The 19542-nt window shown below is 61.4% G+C and carries 16 protein-coding genes; 3 read left to right on the top strand and 13 right to left on the bottom strand.

Annotation, left to right across the window (positions count from 1 at the left end; translation table 11 throughout):
* Positions 1-2 precede the first annotated feature (2 nt).
* Together H281_RS0116985 and H281_RS0116990 are read right to left on the bottom strand one after the other, a co-directional pair.
* Positions 3-230 carry a hypothetical protein gene (locus tag H281_RS0116985; protein WP_020068338.1) on the bottom strand — a complete coding sequence of 76 codons (228 nt, stop codon included), beginning with the start codon at positions 228-230 and terminating at the stop codon, positions 3-5.
* Between the two features lie 70 nt (positions 231-300).
* Positions 301-708 (bottom strand): NUDIX hydrolase, encoded by a 408-nt coding sequence (locus H281_RS0116990; protein WP_020068339.1) that lies wholly within the window; start codon positions 706-708, stop codon positions 301-303.
* 169 nt (positions 709-877) lie between these two features.
* Between H281_RS0116990 and H281_RS0116995 the strand changes: the two genes are divergently transcribed.
* Positions 878-3517 (top strand): glucose/quinate/shikimate family membrane-bound PQQ-dependent dehydrogenase, encoded by a 2640-nt coding sequence (locus H281_RS0116995; protein ID WP_027804685.1) that lies wholly within the window; start codon positions 878-880, stop codon positions 3515-3517.
* A gap of 306 nt (positions 3518-3823) precedes the next feature.
* Here H281_RS0116995 and cydB read toward each other — a convergent pair whose 3' ends face one another.
* Both cydB and H281_RS0117015 read right to left on the bottom strand, forming a co-directional pair.
* Positions 3824-4837, bottom strand: coding sequence for a cytochrome d ubiquinol oxidase subunit II (cydB, locus tag H281_RS0117010; protein ID WP_020068343.1), 1014 nt, complete (start codon positions 4835-4837; stop codon positions 3824-3826).
* Positions 4821-6269 carry a cytochrome ubiquinol oxidase subunit I gene (locus H281_RS0117015; RefSeq protein ID WP_020068344.1) on the bottom strand — a complete coding sequence of 483 codons (1449 nt, stop codon included), beginning with the start codon at positions 6267-6269 and terminating at the stop codon, positions 4821-4823. The genes cydB and H281_RS0117015 overlap by 17 nt, the downstream gene beginning before the upstream one ends.
* Positions 6270-6518: 249 nt before the next feature.
* Here H281_RS0117015 and H281_RS0117020 point away from each other — a divergent pair, with 249 nt between their 5' ends.
* Entirely contained in the window at positions 6519-8825 is a 2307-nt protein-coding gene (locus tag H281_RS0117020) for an FdhF/YdeP family oxidoreductase (RefSeq protein ID WP_020068345.1), read from the top strand.
* Between the two features lie 57 nt (positions 8826-8882).
* Here the strand turns inward: H281_RS0117020 and H281_RS0117025 are convergent, their stop codons facing one another.
* The 3 genes from H281_RS0117025 to H281_RS0117035 form a co-directional block, all read right to left on the bottom strand.
* The gene (locus tag H281_RS0117025; RefSeq protein ID WP_020068346.1) at positions 8883-9470 is read right to left on the bottom strand and encodes a hemerythrin domain-containing protein; all 588 of its coding nucleotides are present in this window, start codon (positions 9468-9470) and stop codon (positions 8883-8885) included.
* A 148-nt stretch (positions 9471-9618) separates the two neighbouring features.
* The gene (locus H281_RS0117030) at positions 9619-11667 is read right to left on the bottom strand and encodes an NAD(+) synthase (RefSeq protein WP_020068347.1); all 2049 of its coding nucleotides are present in this window, start codon (positions 11665-11667) and stop codon (positions 9619-9621) included.
* Between the two features lie 93 nt (positions 11668-11760).
* On the bottom strand, positions 11761-12294 hold the full coding sequence (locus H281_RS0117035; RefSeq protein WP_020068348.1) for a CinA family protein: 534 nt from the start codon (positions 12292-12294) through the stop codon (positions 11761-11763).
* Between the two features lie 282 nt (positions 12295-12576).
* Here H281_RS0117035 and H281_RS0117040 point away from each other — a divergent pair, with 282 nt between their 5' ends.
* On the top strand, positions 12577-13086 hold the full coding sequence (locus H281_RS0117040) for a GNAT family N-acetyltransferase (protein WP_020068349.1): 510 nt from the start codon (positions 12577-12579) through the stop codon (positions 13084-13086).
* A 31-nt stretch (positions 13087-13117) separates the two neighbouring features.
* On the opposite strand, the gene H281_RS0117045 is transcribed toward H281_RS0117040, so the two are convergent.
* Genes H281_RS0117045 through coxB form a run of 6 tightly spaced genes read right to left on the bottom strand, consistent with a single transcriptional unit; the run spans position 13118 to position 19407 of the window.
* On the bottom strand, positions 13118-14422 hold the full coding sequence (locus H281_RS0117045; RefSeq protein WP_020068350.1) for a cytochrome c: 1305 nt from the start codon (positions 14420-14422) through the stop codon (positions 13118-13120).
* Entirely contained in the window at positions 14419-15387 is a 969-nt protein-coding gene (locus H281_RS0117050; RefSeq protein WP_027804686.1) for a cytochrome c oxidase assembly protein, read from the bottom strand. Before H281_RS0117050 ends, H281_RS0117045 begins: the two co-directional genes overlap by 4 nt.
* Positions 15360-15692: a hypothetical protein gene (locus H281_RS0117055; protein ID WP_020068352.1), complete on the bottom strand. Its 333-nt coding sequence runs from the start codon at positions 15690-15692 to the stop codon at positions 15360-15362. Before H281_RS0117055 ends, H281_RS0117050 begins: the two co-directional genes overlap by 28 nt.
* A gap of 12 nt (positions 15693-15704) precedes the next feature.
* Positions 15705-16355, bottom strand: coding sequence for a cytochrome c oxidase subunit 3 (locus H281_RS0117060; protein ID WP_020068353.1), 651 nt, complete (start codon positions 16353-16355; stop codon positions 15705-15707).
* Positions 16352-18301, bottom strand: a complete 1950-nt coding sequence (gene ctaD, locus H281_RS0117065; RefSeq protein WP_020068354.1) for a cytochrome c oxidase subunit I — start codon at positions 18299-18301, stop codon at positions 16352-16354. The genes H281_RS0117060 and ctaD overlap by 4 nt, the downstream gene beginning before the upstream one ends.
* Positions 18298-19407: a cytochrome c oxidase subunit II gene (gene coxB / locus H281_RS0117070; protein ID WP_020068355.1), complete on the bottom strand. Its 1110-nt coding sequence runs from the start codon at positions 19405-19407 to the stop codon at positions 18298-18300. Before coxB ends, ctaD begins: the two co-directional genes overlap by 4 nt.
* Positions 19408-19542: the final 135 nt, after the last annotated feature.

Genomic DNA, 19542 nt, shown 5'->3' on the forward strand with positions numbered 1-19542 from the left:
GGTTAGGCGTTTTGCCTTGCTTCACTTCCCTTCAGCTCACCGTGCCGATGCGCGTGCGTGGCCGCATATTTGAGCTCGAAGTGTGCGCCTTTGCCGCTGCGCGTAGGCGGAAAATGTTCTCCCTCCACGCACGTTACTTCGAAGGTGTCTTTGCCGTCGTCGTGAACGACTGAATAGATGCCGGAGGTCTTGACGATTTCGCCGGGCTTGAACGAGTTATCTCCTGCCATTGTGAAACTCCGTGGGTAAGTAAGCGACAAGCTTCGTCATGCAACGCTCGTGCCACGCTTGCCGGTGCGCTCAGAACGCCCGCAATGGACTCGACCTCCGAGCGGGCCCCATCGGACTGCTCTCTTCCAGAAGTATCTGAACGATGCCGCGAGTCGACACGCTGACCCATGCCGAACGAACGTCTTTCACGCTGACCCAGCGGCATCGGCTGATTTCATTGCTCGGTATCGGCTCGACGTGCTCGGGAATACGCGCGGCAAATACATAGTGTCGAGTGCGGGCGCCCCAGAACTCGAAAATGTACTGGAGCGGGATGCCGCTCATTTGAGTCTCTTCAAGAAGCTCGCGAGCGGCCGCGTCGAACGCGGGCTCACCGATCTTGCATCGACCGCCGGGCAGCGCCCACCGTCCGTTGGATCTCGCGACCAGCAGGATGTGATTAGCGCGCAGGCAAAGGACGGTGGCTCGATGCTTCATGACATTTCGGGGTAATCAGTGCGACTTTGGCACACGTTGCATGTTGCATGCCTTGCCGATGAGTCCACCGGGAACTGTAAATGCTACTTGCACAAACGGCGCTTTCGGCCAAACGGTCGGTTTTTCTCGTGTAATCCAATTCGAATCATTGTCTGTAGAGGTGGTGAATATGTCGAAGCCACATCGGTTTCCTCCCGCACTTGCCGTCCCCGCTGTCGTCTTTATCATTATCGGCCTGGCGCTAGCTGGGGGCGGAGTCCCGCTCGTCGCGCTGGGTGGTTCGTGGTATTACGTGGTGACCGGGATCGCGATTGCGCTGACCGGCGTGCTGCTCAGCATTCGCCGACGTTCGGCGCTATGGTTATTCGCGCTGATTCTGTTCGGTTCGACGATCTGGGCCGTGGTGGAAGCGCGCTTCGACTTCTGGCAATTGTTGCCGCGCTTGTGGGTGTGGCTCGTACTTGCTTTGTGGCTATTGCTGCCGCCCGTCACACGCAAACTGGTGTTCGGGCCACCGGCCGCGCATCGCGAGGGCGTCGTGCCGTTGACTGCCGCCGTGATCCTGACCGTACTCCTCGGCCTCGTCACAGCGTTCAATCATCCGTATGATCGCGCGGGCACCCTGGCTTCCACTGCCGCTCCACCCACTACACCAATTGCCGGTGACGCGAACCGGCAGGCGGCCGACTGGACCGACTACGGCGGCTCGCCGCTCGGTCAGCGCTATTCGCCGCTTACGCAAATCACACCGGAGAATGCGGGGCAACTGAAAGTGGCCTGGCAATTCGAAACAGGCGACAAGCCGGGCCCGGGCGACCCCACCGAAACTACCGATGAGAACACGCCGATCAAGGTCGGCAACAAGCTCTTCCTTTGCACGCCGCACAGTATCGTGATCGCGCTCGATCCGGCGTCGGGCAAGGAACTCTGGCGATACGATCCGCATATTCAGAGTCCCGTTGGCTTCAAGCACTGGGAGCATATGACTTGCCGCGGCGTGTCATATCACGACGACGCGATGTATCCGGCAAATGCCGCGGTAGCAGCGGCCGATAATGCGGCGGCATCAGCGCCTACTGAAGGCGCGGCTGCAGGCGCGCCTGCAAGCACTGATGCGAGCGCTGCCGCTTCGAATCCCCAAGCATCGGCCTCGGCGCCTGCAGCGGATGGCGCATCAGCGACCACTGACGCGGCCAACGGTGCTTCCACAGCGGCGGGCGCAGAGCAATCGGCATCCGCCGCCACGGCCGCCAGCGATACATCGGCTGCGACCCAACAGACGGCCGCCGCTGCCGTGAGCGCCGAATGTCCGCGCCGCATTTTCCTGCCGACCGCCGATGCACGACTGATTGCGCTCAATGCCGACACGGGTCAGCCATGCACGCATTTTGGCAATAACGGTCAAATCGACCTGCGCACGAATATCGGTCCCTTTACCCCTGGCGGTTATTACTCGACGTCGCCGCCCGCGGTAACTCGCGATCTGGTCATTATCAGCGGCCACGTCACGGATAACGAGTCGACCAACGAACCCTCGGGAGTCACCCGCGCGTTCGACGTGCACGACGGCCATCTCGTGTGGAACTGGGATGCGGGCAATCCAGACGAGACCCAGCCGATTACCGGCAATCAGACGTACGTTCGCAATTCGCCGAACATGTGGTCGGTCTTCAGCGTGGATGAAAAACTCGGCATGGTGTATCTGCCGCTCGGCAATCAGACACCCGACCAGTGGGGCGGCATGCGTACGCCCGCTTCGGAGAAGGTGGCGGCGGGCGTCGTTGCACTGGATCTCGCGACCGGCAAGATGCGCTGGAATTACCAGTTCACTCACCACGATCTATGGGACATGGACGTAGGCGGCCAACCTTCGCTGATCGATCTGCAGACACCCAGTGGCGTGCAACCTGCGCTGATCGCATCGACGAAACAGGGCAGTTTGTACGTGCTGAACCGCGAGACCGGCAAGCCGATCGTGCCGATCACGGAAGAACCCGTACCGCAGGGCGCGGGAACCGGCGATCACACTTCGCCTACTCAACCGTTCTCCGCACTGAACTTCAAACCGCCGAAAGTACGCGAGCGCGACATGTGGGGCACCAATCCTTTCGATCAGCTGTGGTGCCGCGTCAAGTTCAAATCGCTGCGATATGACGGCATGTTCACGCCCCCGTCCGAGCAGGGATCGCTCGTATTTCCGGGCAATTTCGGGGTGTTCGATTGGGGCGGCATTGCAGTGGACCCGGTTCGGCAAATACTGATCGCGAACCCGAGTTACATGGCTTTCACTTCAAAGCTGGTGCCGCGCTCGCAGATTCCGTCCGATAACGGAGAGAAGAAGGGCAGTGAAACAAGCGGCATCAAGCTCGCTCGCGGCACGCCTTATGGATTCGAGCTCAATGCGTTCCTTTCGCCGCTCGGCATTCCGTGCCAGGCGCCGCCGTGGGGATATGTCGCGGGCGTCGATCTGCGCACGAACCACATTGTGTGGGAACACAAGAACGGCACCATCCGCGATAGCGCGCCGCTGCCCATTCCCATGCCGCTCGGCGTGCCGAGTCTGGGTGGCATGATCACGACTGCTGGCGGTGTGGCATTCCTCTCCGGTACGCTTGATTACTATCTGCGCGCTTACGATGTACGGACTGGCGACCGGCTGTGGCAAGCTCGCTTGCCCGCAGGCGGGCAGGCAACGCCAATGACCTACGCCGACAGCAACGGCAAGCAGTATGTGCTGGTCACCGCGGGCGGGCACGGCTCGCTCGGCACGAAGCAAGGTGATTACGTGATCGCGTACACGCTGCCCTGAAAGAGCGTTTGAGGATCGCGCGCGAGCGGGCGCCGCAGGAGCGTCGCGGTTAAGGCCCGCCGCGCGCTTGCGACAGGCGCGCGAGTTTCTGCGTCAAGTAAGCGAATGCACTCCAATGTGCATCCGGTTGAAAACATTACGCGTCGGCGCGCAAACATTCCAGCCGCCGCGGCGCGTGCAAAACGTTCGAAGATCGCTTAATGCGTAGCGGCGTGTAATACAGCTTTCAATATGCCTGCCACGAGCGCGACGGTCGCAACGCCCAGCAACCACAGGCCGACAAACCATGCGAATCGTCGCCACATGTTAGTGATATCCCTCGCCGGGACGCATTTTGCCTTTGAAAACCGAATAGGCATACACCGTGTAGCCGAGAATCATCGGAACGGTAATCGCTGCGCCCACCAGCAGAAATAAGAGGCTTGCGTGGGGCGCGGCCGCGTCGCGGAAGGAAATGGCAGGTGGCACGAGATACGGATACAGACTGATCAGAAGACCTGCATAGCAAAGAACGAAAATGCCATAGGCGAAGAGTAGAGGCAGCGCCTGGCGCCGCGCCGAAAGGCTGCGCCAGAAGCCGGCCGCGAGAAGAATCAGCAGTACCGGCACGGCGGCGGTGAATGCAATGTCCGGCCAGCGGAACCAGCGCGCAGCGAGCGAGCCTTGCAACATTGGCGTCCACAGCGTGACGACGACGATCAGCGCAAGCACCGCCACTGCCGTGGTGCGCGCATAACGCCGGCAGCGCTCGTGCAGCGGTCCTTCGGTGCGCCAGATCAGCCAGCACGATCCAAGCAATGTATAGCCGACGACCACGGCGAGGCCGCACAGCACGGTGAAGCCGGTAAGCCAGTCCCACCAGCCGCCGGAATACGACACTCCCTTCACGTGGATGCCCTGAAGCAGTCCGCCCAGCACGAGTCCCTGGCACAAGGCGGCCATGGTGGAACCCGAAAAGAAAGCGACGTCCCACCACGCGCGGCCGGAACCCGTCGCGCGAAAACGGAATTCAAAGGCCACGCCGCGAAACACGAGTGCGAGCAGCATCGCGATGATCGGCGGATAGAGCGCTGGAAGGATGATCGAATAGGCGAGGGGAAACACGGCGAAAAGTCCGCCGCCGCCGAGCACGAGCCATGTTTCATTGCCGTCCCATACGGGCGCGATGGTGTTCACCATCAGGTCGCGATCGTCCCGGCTGCGCTCGACGGCGAACAGGATGCCCACGCCGAGATCGAATCCGTCGAGCAGCACATAGGCAAGCACGGCAAACGAGAGGATGGCCGCCCAGACGAGCGGCAGATCAATCGTGGCGGTCATGGCGATCGTCCCGTGCAGAAGTGTTGCCAGTGGTGGTCGATGCGGGCTGCCGTTGCGCCGGTCCGGGCGTGATGCCCGCGCTGCGATGCGGCTTGTCCTTGGCGGGCCCTTCTGTCGCGAGCGATGGCGGCCTCGCCATGAGCCGCAGTACGAATACCATTGCCGCGCCGAATACGATCAGATACACGACGCCGAAAGCCGCAAGCGATGTCGCGACGCCGGGCGCGGCGATGGGCGACACGCTGTCGGCGGTGCGCAAATGGCCATACACCGTGTAAGGCTGACGGCCCACTTCGGTCACGGTCCAGCCGCATAACAGGGCAATGAGGCCGGACGGTCCCATTGCGACCATCAGCCGGTGCAGCCAGCGCGCGCGATAAAGCGAATGACGCGCCCGAAGTGCCAGACTCGCGAAACCGGTCAGCGCCATCAGCACGCCAAGGCCGACCATGACGCGAAAAGCCCAAAAAATAAGCGGTGAAAAGGGGCGGTCTTCTCGCGCGAATTCCTTGAGTCCTCTAATAGAACCGTTCCATGTATGTGTGAGGATCAGCGCGCCCAGATGCGGGATCTCGACTGCGTAGTCGGTAGTCTCGGTCTTCATGTTTGGCATACCGAACAAAATCAGCGGTTGGCCCGGTTTGGACTCCCAGTCGCCTTCGAGTGCGGCGATCTTTGCGGGCTGATGCTTGAGCGTGTTCACACCGTGCGCGTCGCCGGCGAGAATCTGGATCGGCGCGACGATGCACGCCATCCATAGCGCCATGGAAGCCATGAGCCGCGCAGGCTCGTTACCGGGATCGCGCAGCAAGTGCCACGCACCCACCGCGCCGACGATGAACGCCACGCTCAGATAGGCCGCGAGCACCATATGCACGAGCCGGTAAGGGAACGAAGGGTTGAAAATGATGCTGAGCCAGTCGGTGGGCACAAAGCGACCGTCGACCATCTCGAATCCTTGCGGCGTTTGCATCCATGAATTTGCAGCGAGAATCCAGAAGGCGCTTAGCAAAGTGCCGATAGCGACGAGCACTGTGGCAAGAAAATGCAGCTTGGGGCCGACACGGGTCATGCCAAACAGCATCACACCAAGAAAGCCCGATTCAAGGAAGAACGCGGTTAGTACTTCGTAACCCATAAGCGGGCCGACAACGGGTCCCGCGCGATAGGCAAAGCCCGCCCAATTGGTGCCGAACTCATACGACATGACAAGGCCAGACACCACGCCGACGCCGAATACCACTGCGAAAATCGTCAGCCAGTAGCGGAATACGGCCAGGTATACCGGCTTGCCGGTGAAGAGCCATGCGCCCTCGAGCACTGCAAGATAGCTGGCAAGCCCGATGGACATTGCCGGGAAAATAATGTGAAAGGCGATGGTGAAACCGAACTGCGTTCGGGCAAGAAACAGTGCGTCGACCGAGGGGGGCATTACGGTACCTCGAATAAGGACGTGGCTGACCTGATGGACGGATTCGCAATTTGCGCCGCAGCGCATGCTTCTGAATATAAGCAATGTAAATGCAAATGCGTGGCCTGACTGTGTCTGCAGGCATAGCGCGGGTACCCGCGCAAGACCATGCGAAAGGCGTGTAAACCTATTGTCAGGAGCATGCGCTCTTTTCGCCAACAGGTACACACTTTGCTCTCGTTCTGTACTGACGTTCGCGCGGAGACCGTAATGAAAGAAAAGGACACGACACGAGATTACCCCTACGCATCGGGCGGATGGGGATCGCTGAAGGCAGTCACCACAATTCTCGCGCAGGAACATGTCGGCCTGAAAGACAGTGCCGTGCTCGCGAAGCAGAACAAGCCGGACGGCTTTATGTGCGTGAGCTGTTCGTGGGCCAAGCCGGCCGACCCGCACGTATTCGAGTTCTGTGAGAGCGGCGCGAAGGCTACTGCCTGGGACCTGACGTCCAAGCGAATGACGCCTGAGTTCTTTCAGCTGCATACCGTGACCGAACTGCTGTCATGGCACGACCATGACCTGGAAGAAGCGGGGCGGCTCACCGCGCCGATGCGCTACGATCCAGCCACCGACAAATACGTGCAAGTGGAATGGCAACAGGCGTTCGATGAAATCGGTCGCGAGCTCAGCAAGCTCGAGCCGGACAGTGTGGTGTTCTATGCGTCGGGCCGCGCGTCGCTCGAAACGTCGTACATGTACCAGCTTTTAGCGCGCATGTACGGTACGAACAATCTGCCCGACAGCTCGAACATGTGTCACGAAAGCACCAGCGTCGGGCTGAAGGAAGCAATCGGGGTAGGCGTCGGCACCATTACGCTCGACGACTTCGAGAAGACGGACCTGATGTTCTTCTTTGGCCAGAATGTGGGTACCAATAGCCCGCGCATGCTTCATCAATTGCAGGACGCGCGCAAACGCGGGGTGCCGATCATCACGTTCAATCCGCTTCGCGAGCCGGGGCTCGTGCGTTTTGCGAATCCGCAATCGCCGGTGCAAATGCTCACGCCCGACAACACGCAGATCAGCACGCAATATCATCAACTCAAGACCGGCGGTGATACCGCTGCGATTCTCGGCATCTGCAAGGCGGTGATTGCCGCGGACGATCTCGCCATCCAGCAAGGTGCGCCGCGTGTCGTCGATGCGGATTTCATCCGCGATCACACGACCGGTTACGAAGCATTCGCGAACTATGCACGCGAGGCTTCGTGGGCGGACATAGAAAAGGTCAGCGGTCTGACTCGCGACGCGATACAGGCGGCCGCAGACGAATACATGAAGGCGAATGCAGTGATCGTCCACTACGGAATGGGACTGACGCAACACCGGCTGGGCGTGCAAAACGTCCGCATGGTGTGCAATCTGCTCTTCCTGCGGGGCAACGTGGGCAAGCCCGGCGCTGGGCCATCACCTGTGCGCGGTCATTCCAACGTGCAGGGGCAGCGCACGGTCGGCATTACAGAAAAGCCCGAACTGGCGCCGCTCGATAAGCTGGCAAGCCAGTTCTCGTTCGAGCCGCCGCGCAAAACAGGCATGAATACCGTCGAAGCGTTTGAAGCCATGCTCAAAGGAGAGGTGAAGGGCGTATTCAACCTCGGCGGCAATCTCGTGCGTTCCGTGCCGGACCGCTTGCGGATAGAACCCGCGTGGCGAGGTTTGCGCCTTAATGTGAACGTTGCGACCAAGCTCAATCGCAGTCACCTCGTACATGGCGAGATCTCGTACATTTTGCCGTGCTTGAGCCGCATCGAAATCGACCGGCAGGCGAGCGGCGACCAGGCTGTCTCGATGGAAGACAGCACCGCGTGCATGCACGGTTCGCGCGGCGTGGCGGAACCGGCCAGCGACAACATTCGCTCGGAGCCCTATATCGTCGCGGGAATCGCGAAAGCGACACTGGGCACTCGCTTCAACGTTGATTGGGATGCGTGGCGAGATGATTACTCGATCGTGCGTAATGAAATAGAAAAGACTTATCCGGAGATATTCCACGACTTCAACCAGCGCATGTGGACGCCGGGCGGATTTCACAAACCTCTACCCGCGCGCGAGCGGCAATGGAAGACGAAAAGCGGGAAGGCGGAGTTCCAGGTGCCGAAGGCACTCGGCGAAGATCCCGACATGCCCGAGCGCGAGACGGACGCGCTCAGACTGATGACACTGCGCTCCGACAGCCAGTTCAATACGACGATCTACTCGCTGGACGATCGCTTTCGCGGCGTGAAGGGTAACCGCATGATTGTGCTGATCAATGAAGACGATATGGCGGCGAGTGGTCTAACCGAAGGCGACAAGATCGGCTTGCAGACCATTTCCGACGACGGCTTCGACCGGCGCGTAAGCGGACTCACCGTCAAGGCTTACGACATTCCGCGTGGCTGCATTGCCGGCTACTACCCGGAATGCAATCCGCTGCTGCCGCTCTGGCATTACGCCGAAGAAAGTAAAGTGCCTGGCGCCAAGTCCATTCCGGTGCGGATTGTCGAAAAGCCGGTTGCTACATCTGGTGCATGACAGACCCGCCGGGCGACGATTGCCCGGCGGCGGATTCCGGAGCCGCTTTCAGCGCGGTCAATCGGCGTAGCGCGATCTGCGCGACTTCGGCAAGCATTGCGTCGCGCCAATCACGAGCAGAGATCCGAGCAGGAAAGTCGCAATCGGGAATGTACCTGCGGTATTCACTGCAATTTCCCGCGGACGCTCACCAAGAAGCTGCATTCTACGGCGCGTCATTTTCGAGCCGAGCGAACGCAGCTCGCCTTTCAAGGCCCGCTCAGCGGCAGGCAGCAGTACGGTTTCTTCGTCGGCCACGTGATGCATGACCTCGCGCATCAGTTGCTGAAAAAGACCGTCGTATGCAGCATCCTCGGGTCCGCTTGCGCGTAGCTTTGCGATCGTGGCGCGCATTTCGTCGTGTTCGGGCTGGCTCTTTTCGAGCGTTTTATCCTCGCTCATTACACCGGCCAATGCCGGGTAGAAGATTTCTTCTTCCAGTTGTGCGTGAATTTCGAGTGCCGCACAGACCGAATTGACGATTGCGCGCTTGCGCCACCACGGCGTGTCTGTGTGATAACGATGAAACGCGGCAAGTACATGCATATGATCGAGCCGGATCATCGCGGTAATGGTGGGAGACATCGACGAATTGGTATCGGGCATGGCAGTTCTCCAGAATGACGCGGCGCCGCGCGTCGGTTTGTGGGGATTGTCTGCACGCGAAGTCGACATGCACATGAGCACGCGAATCCGGCATGCGGGCGCTCGCGGATGCGCCACACACCGCATTCGCCATACCTGCAACGTCCCGCTAGCCGGGAATCCTTTCGATGTCTCGCAACCAGACCGTCGCCTCGCTGTCGCTCGGTGCACGCCAGTCGCCGCGCGGCGACAAGGAGCCGCCCGATCCCACCTTGGGTGCATTCGGAATGCAGGAGCGCTTGAACTGGCTGGTGTGAAAAAAGCGCTCGGCGAAGATCGCCATATTGCGCTTGATGTCGCCAAGCGTGTATTCGTTGCGCGCCACATGTGGACCCGCCGGCCAGACGCCGCGCTCGCGGTCGGCCCATGCGCAATGCGCGAGGAACGCGACCTTCGACGGTGAAAAGCCGAAGCGCAACAGGTAATAGAGATTGAAGTCCTGCAACTCATACGGACCGATAATGCTTTCGGTCTTCTGGTCGATGACTTTGTCGACCTTGCCGGGCACCAGTTCCGGGCTGATCTCGGTCGCCAGGATCTGCTCCAGCACATGCGAGCCCGCGTCGCCGACTTGGCCCGACTCGGCGACCCAGCGCACGAGATGCGTGATCAGCGTCTTTGGCACGCTCGCATTGACGCTGTAATGCGACATGTGATCGCCCACGCCATAGGTGCACCACCCGAGCGCCAGTTCGCTCAGGTCGCCTGTGCCGATCACAATTGCCTGATGGAAATTGGCGAGCCTGAAAAGGTGGCTGGTGCGCTCGCCCGCCTGAACGTTTTCGAACGTGACATCGTATTGTTTTTCGCCCGACGCAAACGGATGGTGCAAGTCGTGAAGCATTTGCATGCAGCTCGGGCGTATGTCGATTTCCTCCATCGAGCAGCCCACGGCTTGCATCAGATCTTTCGCCTGCTGGAGTGTGCGGCTGCTGGTCGCGAAGCCCGGCATCGTGTAACCGAGAATATTCGAGCGCGGCAGCTTCAACCGGTCCATGGCTTTTGCGCATACGAGCAGCGCCTGCGTGGAATCGAGGCCGCCCGAGACACCAATAACCACTTTCGAGATTCCGGCCGCGCCGAGTCTTTGCAGCAGCCCATGCACCTGAATGTTGTAGACCTCGGCGCAGCGTTCATCGCGTGTCGCGGGATTTGACGGCACATACGGGAAACGGTTGATTGAACGCATGAGCGGCAAATGCTCCGCATCGGGAAGCGAAGCCGGCACGCTGATCACCTGGAATTTGCAGACCTCGTTTGCATGGCGGCGCGTGGACTGGCCGAAAGTGGTTTGCCTCATCCGTTCGCGCGACAGCCGTTCGAGGTCGATGTCGCCGTAAATCACATGGGACGTGTCGACGAAACGCTCCGATTCGGCGAGCAGTTCGCCGTTTTCGTAGATCAGCGCCTGGCCGTCCCATGCAAGGTCGGTTGTAGATTCGCCCCGGCCCGCAGACGAATATAGATACGCGGACAGGCATCGCGCGGATTGCTGCCCCACTAGTTGGTGCCGATAACCGGACTTGCCGATCACGATGTTGGATGCGGAAAGATTGACGAGCACCGTTGCACCCGCGAGCGCCGCAAACGACGACGGCGGCACGGGAACCCATACGTCCTCGCATATTTCTACGTGGAAGCGAAAGAGCGGCGCGTGCGGGACGTCGAACAGCAATGACGCGCCGAAGGGCGCATGCTGTCCGCATAACGTCACTTCGGAGCTAGACGCGTTCTCCGCAGCACTGAACTGGCGGGCTTCGTAGAACTCGCCGTAGTTGGGCAGGTAACTTTTGGGCACCACACCGCACAGCTTGCCGTTCGAAATCACCAATGCGCAATTGAACAGCTTATGCTCGATCTTCAGTGGCGCGCCGATGAGCAGTACCGCGGGAATACTCGTAGAGGCCGCAACGATCTCACCGATAGCCGATTCGCACGCGTCGAGCAGTGCTCGCTGGTGGAAGAGATCGTCGCACGTATAGGCCGATATGCCGAGTTCGGGAAACACGACAAGCAGTGCGCCCTTTTGTGCGGCCTCGCGGGCCAGTTTCAGCGTCTGCTGCGCGTTGAATTGCGGATCGGCCACGCGGCACACGGGAACCGCAACTGCGACACGTGCAAAATCGTGACTGTACAAATTGAAGAATGATTGCGTCATGATGTGCGGCGCCTATGAATAGCCGGTCGGAAGCGGCAGCTTATCCGCTCCAACCAGTGTTGAACACAGCCCGATGCGGCGTTCGCGACGCGTTCAGGCGGAGTGCGGCGAACCGGGTCGAGCGTATCGTACGTTCGGCAACTGATTGAAGTAATACTCGACTCGCGAAAGCGCGTAAAGCGCTGCGTTTCGCCGGATAGTGGTGCGGTCTCCGTCGAACACTCGCGTTTCGGCAAACATGAATTCACCGTCCCGGCGCTTGTAACGCCACGCAAAGCATTGTGTGCCTGCCGGCAGATCCGTGCCTTTCGGCGGCGGACCCGCGAGCCCCGTATTCGAGACTGCGATATTGGCCGAGCACCCTTCGAGGGCGAGTACACCTGTGGCCATCTCCCGGGCGACTGCCTCGCTCGTCAGGCCATGTTCTTCGATCGTCTGCGACCGCACGTTCAGTACACCGCATTTACCCGTTGGCGAGTAAACGACGAGGCCCACGTCGAGGCATGCGCCGCTGCCCGGCACGTCTGCCAGCAGGGATGCAATGAGACCGCCGGTACACGATTCGGCGGTGGCGATCACAAGACCGCGCGACGATAGAAACCCAACCACGCTGCGGGGAATGTTCATTTTTGCGTCCTCGTTTATCCGGGCTCGTTTGTCACGATAAGCCAGTCAGTTGTCAGCGAGCAAGTGCAATACCCGTTGCGCAGTCGTCTTCATCCAGCGGCACGGCGATTGCTCGATCAACGTGTCCCTTCACCGGGACGCCATGGTTGTTTGTTCGGTTAGGCTCGCCACACGGCGAGCCGCTTTTTTTTCGCCCCATGTTCAGCGTTTGCGCGCTGCTTTACCGTCGGTACAGCGCTTGCTCTTTTTGCTTCGCATGCGACGGCAAAGGAGGCGACGTACATGATGTTTCCAACAATCGTTATCAACCGCGAGGATCCGTCCTCGACTGACGCGCAGACGCTACTCGACGAACTGAGCGCGACGCTGGCCGTGTTCACCGGCGACGGCGGACAAAGCCGCTTTTCCATTCACGACGTCGCGCTTGAGCGCTCGCGCTTTCTCGTTGCGAGGACCGGTTTTTCGACGCCGCTTGGCTGTGGCGCGTTTCGTCCGTTAGGCGAGCACATTGCCGAGATCAAGCGCCTTTATGCGCGCCCCGGCGCGGAGGGCGCAGGCAGTGCGATTCTCGCGCGACTCGAGAAAGAAGCAGCAGAGCTAGGCTATCAGGCGTTATGGCTCGGCATGCACGTGAACAATCGTCGCGCGATCGAGTTCTACGAGCGACACGGTTTCCATCGCATCGAACCGTATGGGCCGTATGTGGGCAAAGACGATTCGTGCTGCTTCGAAAAGCGCCTCGACGGACAGGCGCCCGATAACCAGCGCGAAGCCACCACGCGAGGGGCGTAATGCAATCGGATCGCGCGGGCTGCGAGCCGCGCTACTTGTGAATTTTCTCGCGCAACGACTGAATGTCGTTGGCCGTTACAGGTCGCGCGTCATTGCCCCATGAGGTGCGGATCCATGAAAGCACGTTCGCCATTTGCGCATTGGTGAGCGTTTGAGCGAAGCCCGGCATTGCTTGACGCGGCGGTCCACTGATAGTCGCGGGACTGTTGCCGCCTTCCACCATTAAGCGAATCAGCGAAGTCGTATCTTCGGTGATCACTGACGGGTTGCCTGCTAGCCGCGGAAATACATTGGGCATGCCCGCACCTTGCACACCGTGGCAGCGCGCGCAGAACGAGATATAGACCCGCGCGCCGACCGATTGAGGCGCATCGACCCGATTGCCGTTGCGCGTCGGCAAGTCGGGCTGGGCATGCGGCTCATAGCTCCCGGACGGCTTTTGCGCCGGCAGTGACTTGACATAGTGCGCCATGGCGAGCGCATCTTCGTCGGTCAGATATTGAGTGCTGTCTTCCACTTGCTCGACCATAGAACCGAATGCGACGAGACCCGCACCGTGTCCCGTCTTCAGAAATGCGGCAAGATCTTTTTCGCCGATACGTCCGAGTCCCGAGCCCGGATCGCCGGTCAGATTCGGCCCGAACCAGTTGTCATTGACTCCACCCGTCAAATACATGGGCGACGACTCGTCGTAGCCGCGTTCCTGAAAGCCTGGACCGCGAGGTGTGTGACATGCGCCGCAATGCCCCGGACCTTGCACGAGAAATGCCCCGCGATTCCACTGCGCGTCACGTCCGGCCTTCGGCCGATAGGGTTCTGTTGGTGCGAACGCGAGTTGCCAGAAATAGAGCACCCAGCGCTGATTGAAGGGGAACGCCAGCTTGGTGGGCGGAGCCGGTTCGGGCGCCGGTTTTACTCCGTGCATGAAATACGCGTAAAGGGCGCGCATGTCGTCGTCGGACATTTTTGAAAACGACGCATACGGCATCGCCGGATAAAGCCGCTTGTTACCCGGCGACACGCCCTCGCGCACGGAGCGTGCAAAATCTTCGTAACTGTAGGCGCCAATGCCGTATCGGCGGTCCGGCGTGATGTTGCTGCTCATGATCGTGCCGAATGGCGATGTAAGTCCCAAGCCGCCGCCATAGGCTTGTCCGCCGACGGCCGTGTGGCAACCCGCGCAGTCCGACGCTTTGGCGAGATATTCTCCACGCGCTACGAGGGCCGCGAGCGCCGGGTCCGATGCGCCGGCGGGCTCGGCTGTGACACACGGAGTCGTGAACGCGCCGAGCATCGCCGTGCCGGCCAGCACGATCAGTTTGAAGCGCCGCATCATGAGGTGGTATCCCGCCGCGCGGCCAGCGTGTTAGGCATGAGCGTCACTGGCGCACGATGCATCAGCCAGCGCGCGCCAGTCAGAAGCGCTGCGATCAGATACGCCAGACCGCCAGGCACCCACATCACGAGGCCGCCGAGTTGTTGATCCTGCAACGGATCGAAGCCGAGCGCCGAGGTTGACTCGATGTACGCCGGGTACCAGAGCCCCGGCGCAAGCGTCAGCAATGCGCCCAGCGCGCCGGTGTGAACCATCGTCGTGAAGAGCGACAACATCGCATAGCCGCTTTGATCGCGCCGCGCGCCTTCGCCGAAAACGACCCACCAGAACAGGAGCGCGCTTAGCAGGAAGCTCGCGTGCTGAAGCGTATGAATAGCGGCCGACGCGAGCGCCGCTTCAAAAAAGCGCGGCATATGCCACGCCCACAGCGCGGCGGCGTGCAGCAGCCATGCGACGGTCGGCGCACACAGCGCGTGCCACAGTCCGTACAGCACCGGCGTGCGGACGGCGGCGGCTATCGCGTGCCGTGCCGCCGGAGGAAAGGCCCACAGCCATACCGCGAGCGGTCGGCCGAGCACGAGCAGCGGAGCGGCCACGATCATCATCAGTTCATGTTGAACCATATGCGCGGAGAAGAGCGCCGCGCTCAATGCGTCGAGTGGCGAATTGAGCGCGGCGACGAGCGCGAGCCATCCGGCTACGAATGCGCATAGCTGACGCGTGCGAATGCCGCGCCCGCGTCGGCTGCGCGCGCGCAGGCGCCGGTAGCCGGCTGCATAGAGGCCGAGGCTCACGACCAGCAGTGCGACGACCCATGGTTCGAAAGTCCAGCGCAGCACGGGCGGCGCGCTTCTCTCCGCGGCAGTCAACACATGTGCGTGTACGCCTGGCGGAATACACAACGCGGCGAACGCGAGTGCGCGGCGCATTGATTTGTTCATTGCACGCAGGGGGAAATAAGCCATTGCGGTATCCACATTGCGACGAGTGCGAGCGTCGAAAGCATGCCGACCCACGTGGCCGCGCACGCAAGCATTGCGGGACGCGCGGGGAGCGCGGTCGCTGTCGCGGGGGCGATCATGCCGGCCTCGCGCCAGCGGCGCCACGCCAGCAGCGTCGCGACCATTGAAAACAGCAGCGCAGTGCCGGTCACACTGCCCAGAGGCAGGACCGTTCGCCACGCACAGGAGGGCGTGACGAGCGCATAGTCAGCGCTCAGCGCGGCCAGTACCGCGGAAGGCGCACCGAGGAGCGCGAGCCAGGTTCGCATGGCAAACCTCCATCACAAGCGGGGAGCGAGGTAGATCACCGCATAGATCGGCAACCAGCTGAGTACGACGAAGTACCAGTACAGCGCGTTCTCGCTCACGTCGACGAAACGTTTCCCTTCGAACGGACCGGTGAACAGCAGCACGGCGAGCACCGCGGTGTCCAGTGTGTCCGTAATGAGGTGCGTCGTGTGCAGGCCGAGCAGCAGCCACACGACCGAGCCGTAGGCGTTCGTGTACCAGCTCACGTTCAGTGCGGCGAACTCTACGGCGCGCACCACCAGAAAGCCCACAGAGAAAACCAGGCATACGCAGAGCCACAGACGCGCGCGGGCGCGCTGCTGGCGGTCCGCAGCGCGCTTTGCAAGCTGGTTTGGCCACATGCTCACGAGCAGAATCGCGGTGTTTGCGGTGCCCCACAGAAGATCGGGCGGCGCCGCGTTGAGCGGCCACTTTGCAGTGAGCCCGCGCAGATAGAAGTACGTCATTGCCGCGATGGCAAAAACGGTCCCCTCGATCAGCATCAGGCAGATGGTGCTCCACCACATCAGGCTGCGATGCCCGAAGCCGAAGCTCGGCAGATGGCGGACGTCCAGCATCAGCACGGGAGTGGCGCCCGCATCGTTTTGCATCGCGTCTACCGGCGCTTTGCGCAGTTCCGTCATGGCCGCTGCTCCAGTTGGACCGCTTGCTGGTTCTGGCCGCGATTTGGCCAGAACCAGCCTATCAACGCGATCGTGACCGGCACCGAGCCCCACACGACAGCCCACGGCGAAAAGATCGAGCCGATAAACAGCACGGTGGTCGCCACCGCACTGATAAACGGCCAGATGGAAGGCGCCGGAAACAGCAGACGCAAATCGGGCAACGCGTCGAGCGCAGTAGTAGACAACACTTCACGCGCTTCGGCAGCAAGGCCGCTGACATAGGCAGGCTGCGCGGACGGCTCCCACAACGGGTCGCGTCCGTGAACCACGGGCAGCGCGTCGAAGTTGTGCGGCGGCGGCGGACTCGTGGTACTCCACTCGAGCGTGCCCGCGCCCCACGGATCGGCGCCTGCCACTTCACCATGCCGGTAGCTGTGCATCGCGTTGACTATAAACAGCAGCACGCTGACGCCTATCGTCAACGCGCCTATCGTGGCAGCCAGGTTCATGCCGTCCCAGCCCATGCCGTGCGGGTAGGTCCACACGCGGCGCGGCATGCCGTGCAGACCGAGCACGTGCATCGGAAAGAACGCGACGTTGAAGCCGATAAAGAACAGCCAGAATTGCAGGCGCCCCAGCGTCTCGTTCATTAGCCGGCCAGTTGCTTTTGGATACCAGTAGTAGAACGCGCCGAATAGCGGAAACACCGCGCCGCCGAGCAAGACGTAATGCAGATGCGCGACCACGAAATAGGTGTCGTGTACCTGCAAGTCGAGCGCTACCGATCCGAGCATCACACCGGTCATGCCGCCCAGCACGAGAATGAAGAAGAAGCCGAGCGCAAACCATAGCGGCGTCTTCAGATTGAGACGTCCGGTCCACAGCGTCGCGATCCAGCAGAAGATCTGTACGCCTGACGGGATGGTGATCATCAGGCTGGCTGCTGTAAAAAAGCTCTTGCCGAGCGCCGGAATGCTCGTTGCGAACATGTGATGCACCCAGAGACCGAACGCGAGAAAGGCCGTCATGATCAGCGCGAGCACCATGACCGGGTAGCCGAAAATCGGGCGGCGCGCGAAGGTTGGAATGATCGAAGAAAGAAAGCCGAGCGGAGGAATGAAGATCAGGTACACCTCGGGATGCCCGAAGAACCAGAATAGGTGCTGCCACAACAATACGTCGCCGCCGCGCGCCGCGTTGTAGAAATGCGTTCCGACCAGACGGTCGAGAATCAGTGCGGTGCTGCCGAGCATCACCGCCGGCATCGCGAACAGCACCATGAATTGCGTGATCAGCGTGGCCCACACGAATAAGGGCATGCGGTTGAGCGACATGCCGGGCGCGCGCATCTTGAAGATCGTCGTAATGAGCACGACCGCTTCGAGCAGCGAGGCGAGTTCGGTGAAGGTGATCATCTGCGCCCATATGTCGACGCCCTTGCCCGTCGAGTAATCAGGCCCGGCGAGCGGCACGTAACTGAACCAGCCTGCGTCCGGACCGGCGCCGAGCACGAACGCCACGTAAAGCGTCACGCCGCCGAACAGGAAGACCCAGTAGGCGTAGGCATTCATCCGCGGGAAGGCGACGCTGCGCGCGCCGATCATCAGCGGCACGAGCCAGGTGGCGACGGCCTGCATGACCGGCACGGCGAACAGGAACATCATCGTCGTGCCGTGAATCGTAAAAAGCTGGTTATATAGCTCGGGACCGACGAGGCGATTGCCGGGCCGCGCGAGCTGAAGTCGCATGGCGAGCGCGAGGAGGCCGCCCAACAGGAAGAAAACGAACGTGGTGATCACGAAGCGCCGCGCCACGGTCTTGTGGTTGACAGCGGAGAGCCGGCCCAGCCAGCCCGGTGAATCGCTCCATGTGCGCGCAAGCGCTTCGGCGACCTGCTGGCCGGCAGCGGGGCCATCCACCAGATGTGCGGCCGACCGCCCGGGCGAAGATTGACGTTCGCTCATTGGAGAGTTCTGATCCATGCGATAAGGGCATTCAGATCCTGCGCCGACAGCTGGGTTGCCGGCATCGTGGTGCCGGGCTTCATGCTGCCGGGCGCCTTGATCCAGGACTCTAGGTTGGCGGGCGTGTTTTCGAATGTTTCGGCGGCCAGCATCGGACGGCTCATCACGTGGGTGAGGTCCGGGCCGATCACCCCGTTTGCGGAGGTGCCCCGCACGGTATGGCAGCCGGCGCAGTTGCCGGTCGTGAAGAGCCGCTCGCCTTGCGCCTGTAGCGCGTCGACAGGCTGCGGCGCGGGCGTTCGTTGCCGCGCGACCCATGCGTCGTACTGGGCGGGCGGCTCGGCGACCACCGTGAATGCCATCAGCGCATGTTCGAGACCGCAGAATTCGGCACATTGCCCGCGATACGTGCCGGCGCGGTCGGCACGGAATTCGATTGTCGATTCGCGGCCTGGAATCATGTCCTTTTTGCCATGCAGATTCGGCACCCAGAACGTATGAATCACATCGTCGGCTTTGAGCGAAATGACGACAGGCCGCCCAACTGGCACGTGCAGTTCGTTCGCGACGGCGAATCCGCTGCCGGGCGTGTCGTCCGCGTAGCGCGCTTCCCACCACCATTGATGCCCGGTCATCTCCAGATGAACCGCGTCGGCGACGGGCAGTCGGGAGAGCGCGCGATCGGTCATGATATCGGCGAGCAGCAGCCCGAACAGCAACACTACCGACGCAATCGACGCCCCGCTCACCACGCGGCCCACGCGTCTCTCCGGGCGCTCGAGCGAGCCCAGATCCGGGCTCGCATCGCGGCTGACACGCGGCGCCCGCGCCACGGCGAAGAGCAGCGCGATCAGCACCGCCGCGAACACGAGCGAGCAGACGGTCAGCGTAACGGTCCAGAGTGAGAAGATGTGTGCGGCCTGCGCGCCTGCTGGGCGCAGCGCATCATGAGCCGGAGCGGCCTGTGCTTCGAACGCAAGGCCGCCGGATAGAGCAGCCGCCACAGCGACTGCGAAAGCGGCTGCGGCCCTGGGCGCAGTCGCGCCGCGCGGCGGCCTGCCTGCAACGCTCTGCAGATCGGTTCGGGATGCTTGGCCGGTTTTCATGCTTGGGCGCATTGGCTCGTGGGGCGTTTGTGAGTGGCTTAGCAATCCCTGTACCGGGCCGGATCAGGGGTTGGGGCGTACCATGAGCGGCTCAGGCCGCTTACACTCGCTTACGCTCGTCGTGGCGGTCTTACG

This window comes from Paraburkholderia caledonica (assembly GCF_000383275.1).
Classification (GTDB): domain Bacteria; phylum Pseudomonadota; class Gammaproteobacteria; order Burkholderiales; family Burkholderiaceae; genus Paraburkholderia; species Paraburkholderia caledonica.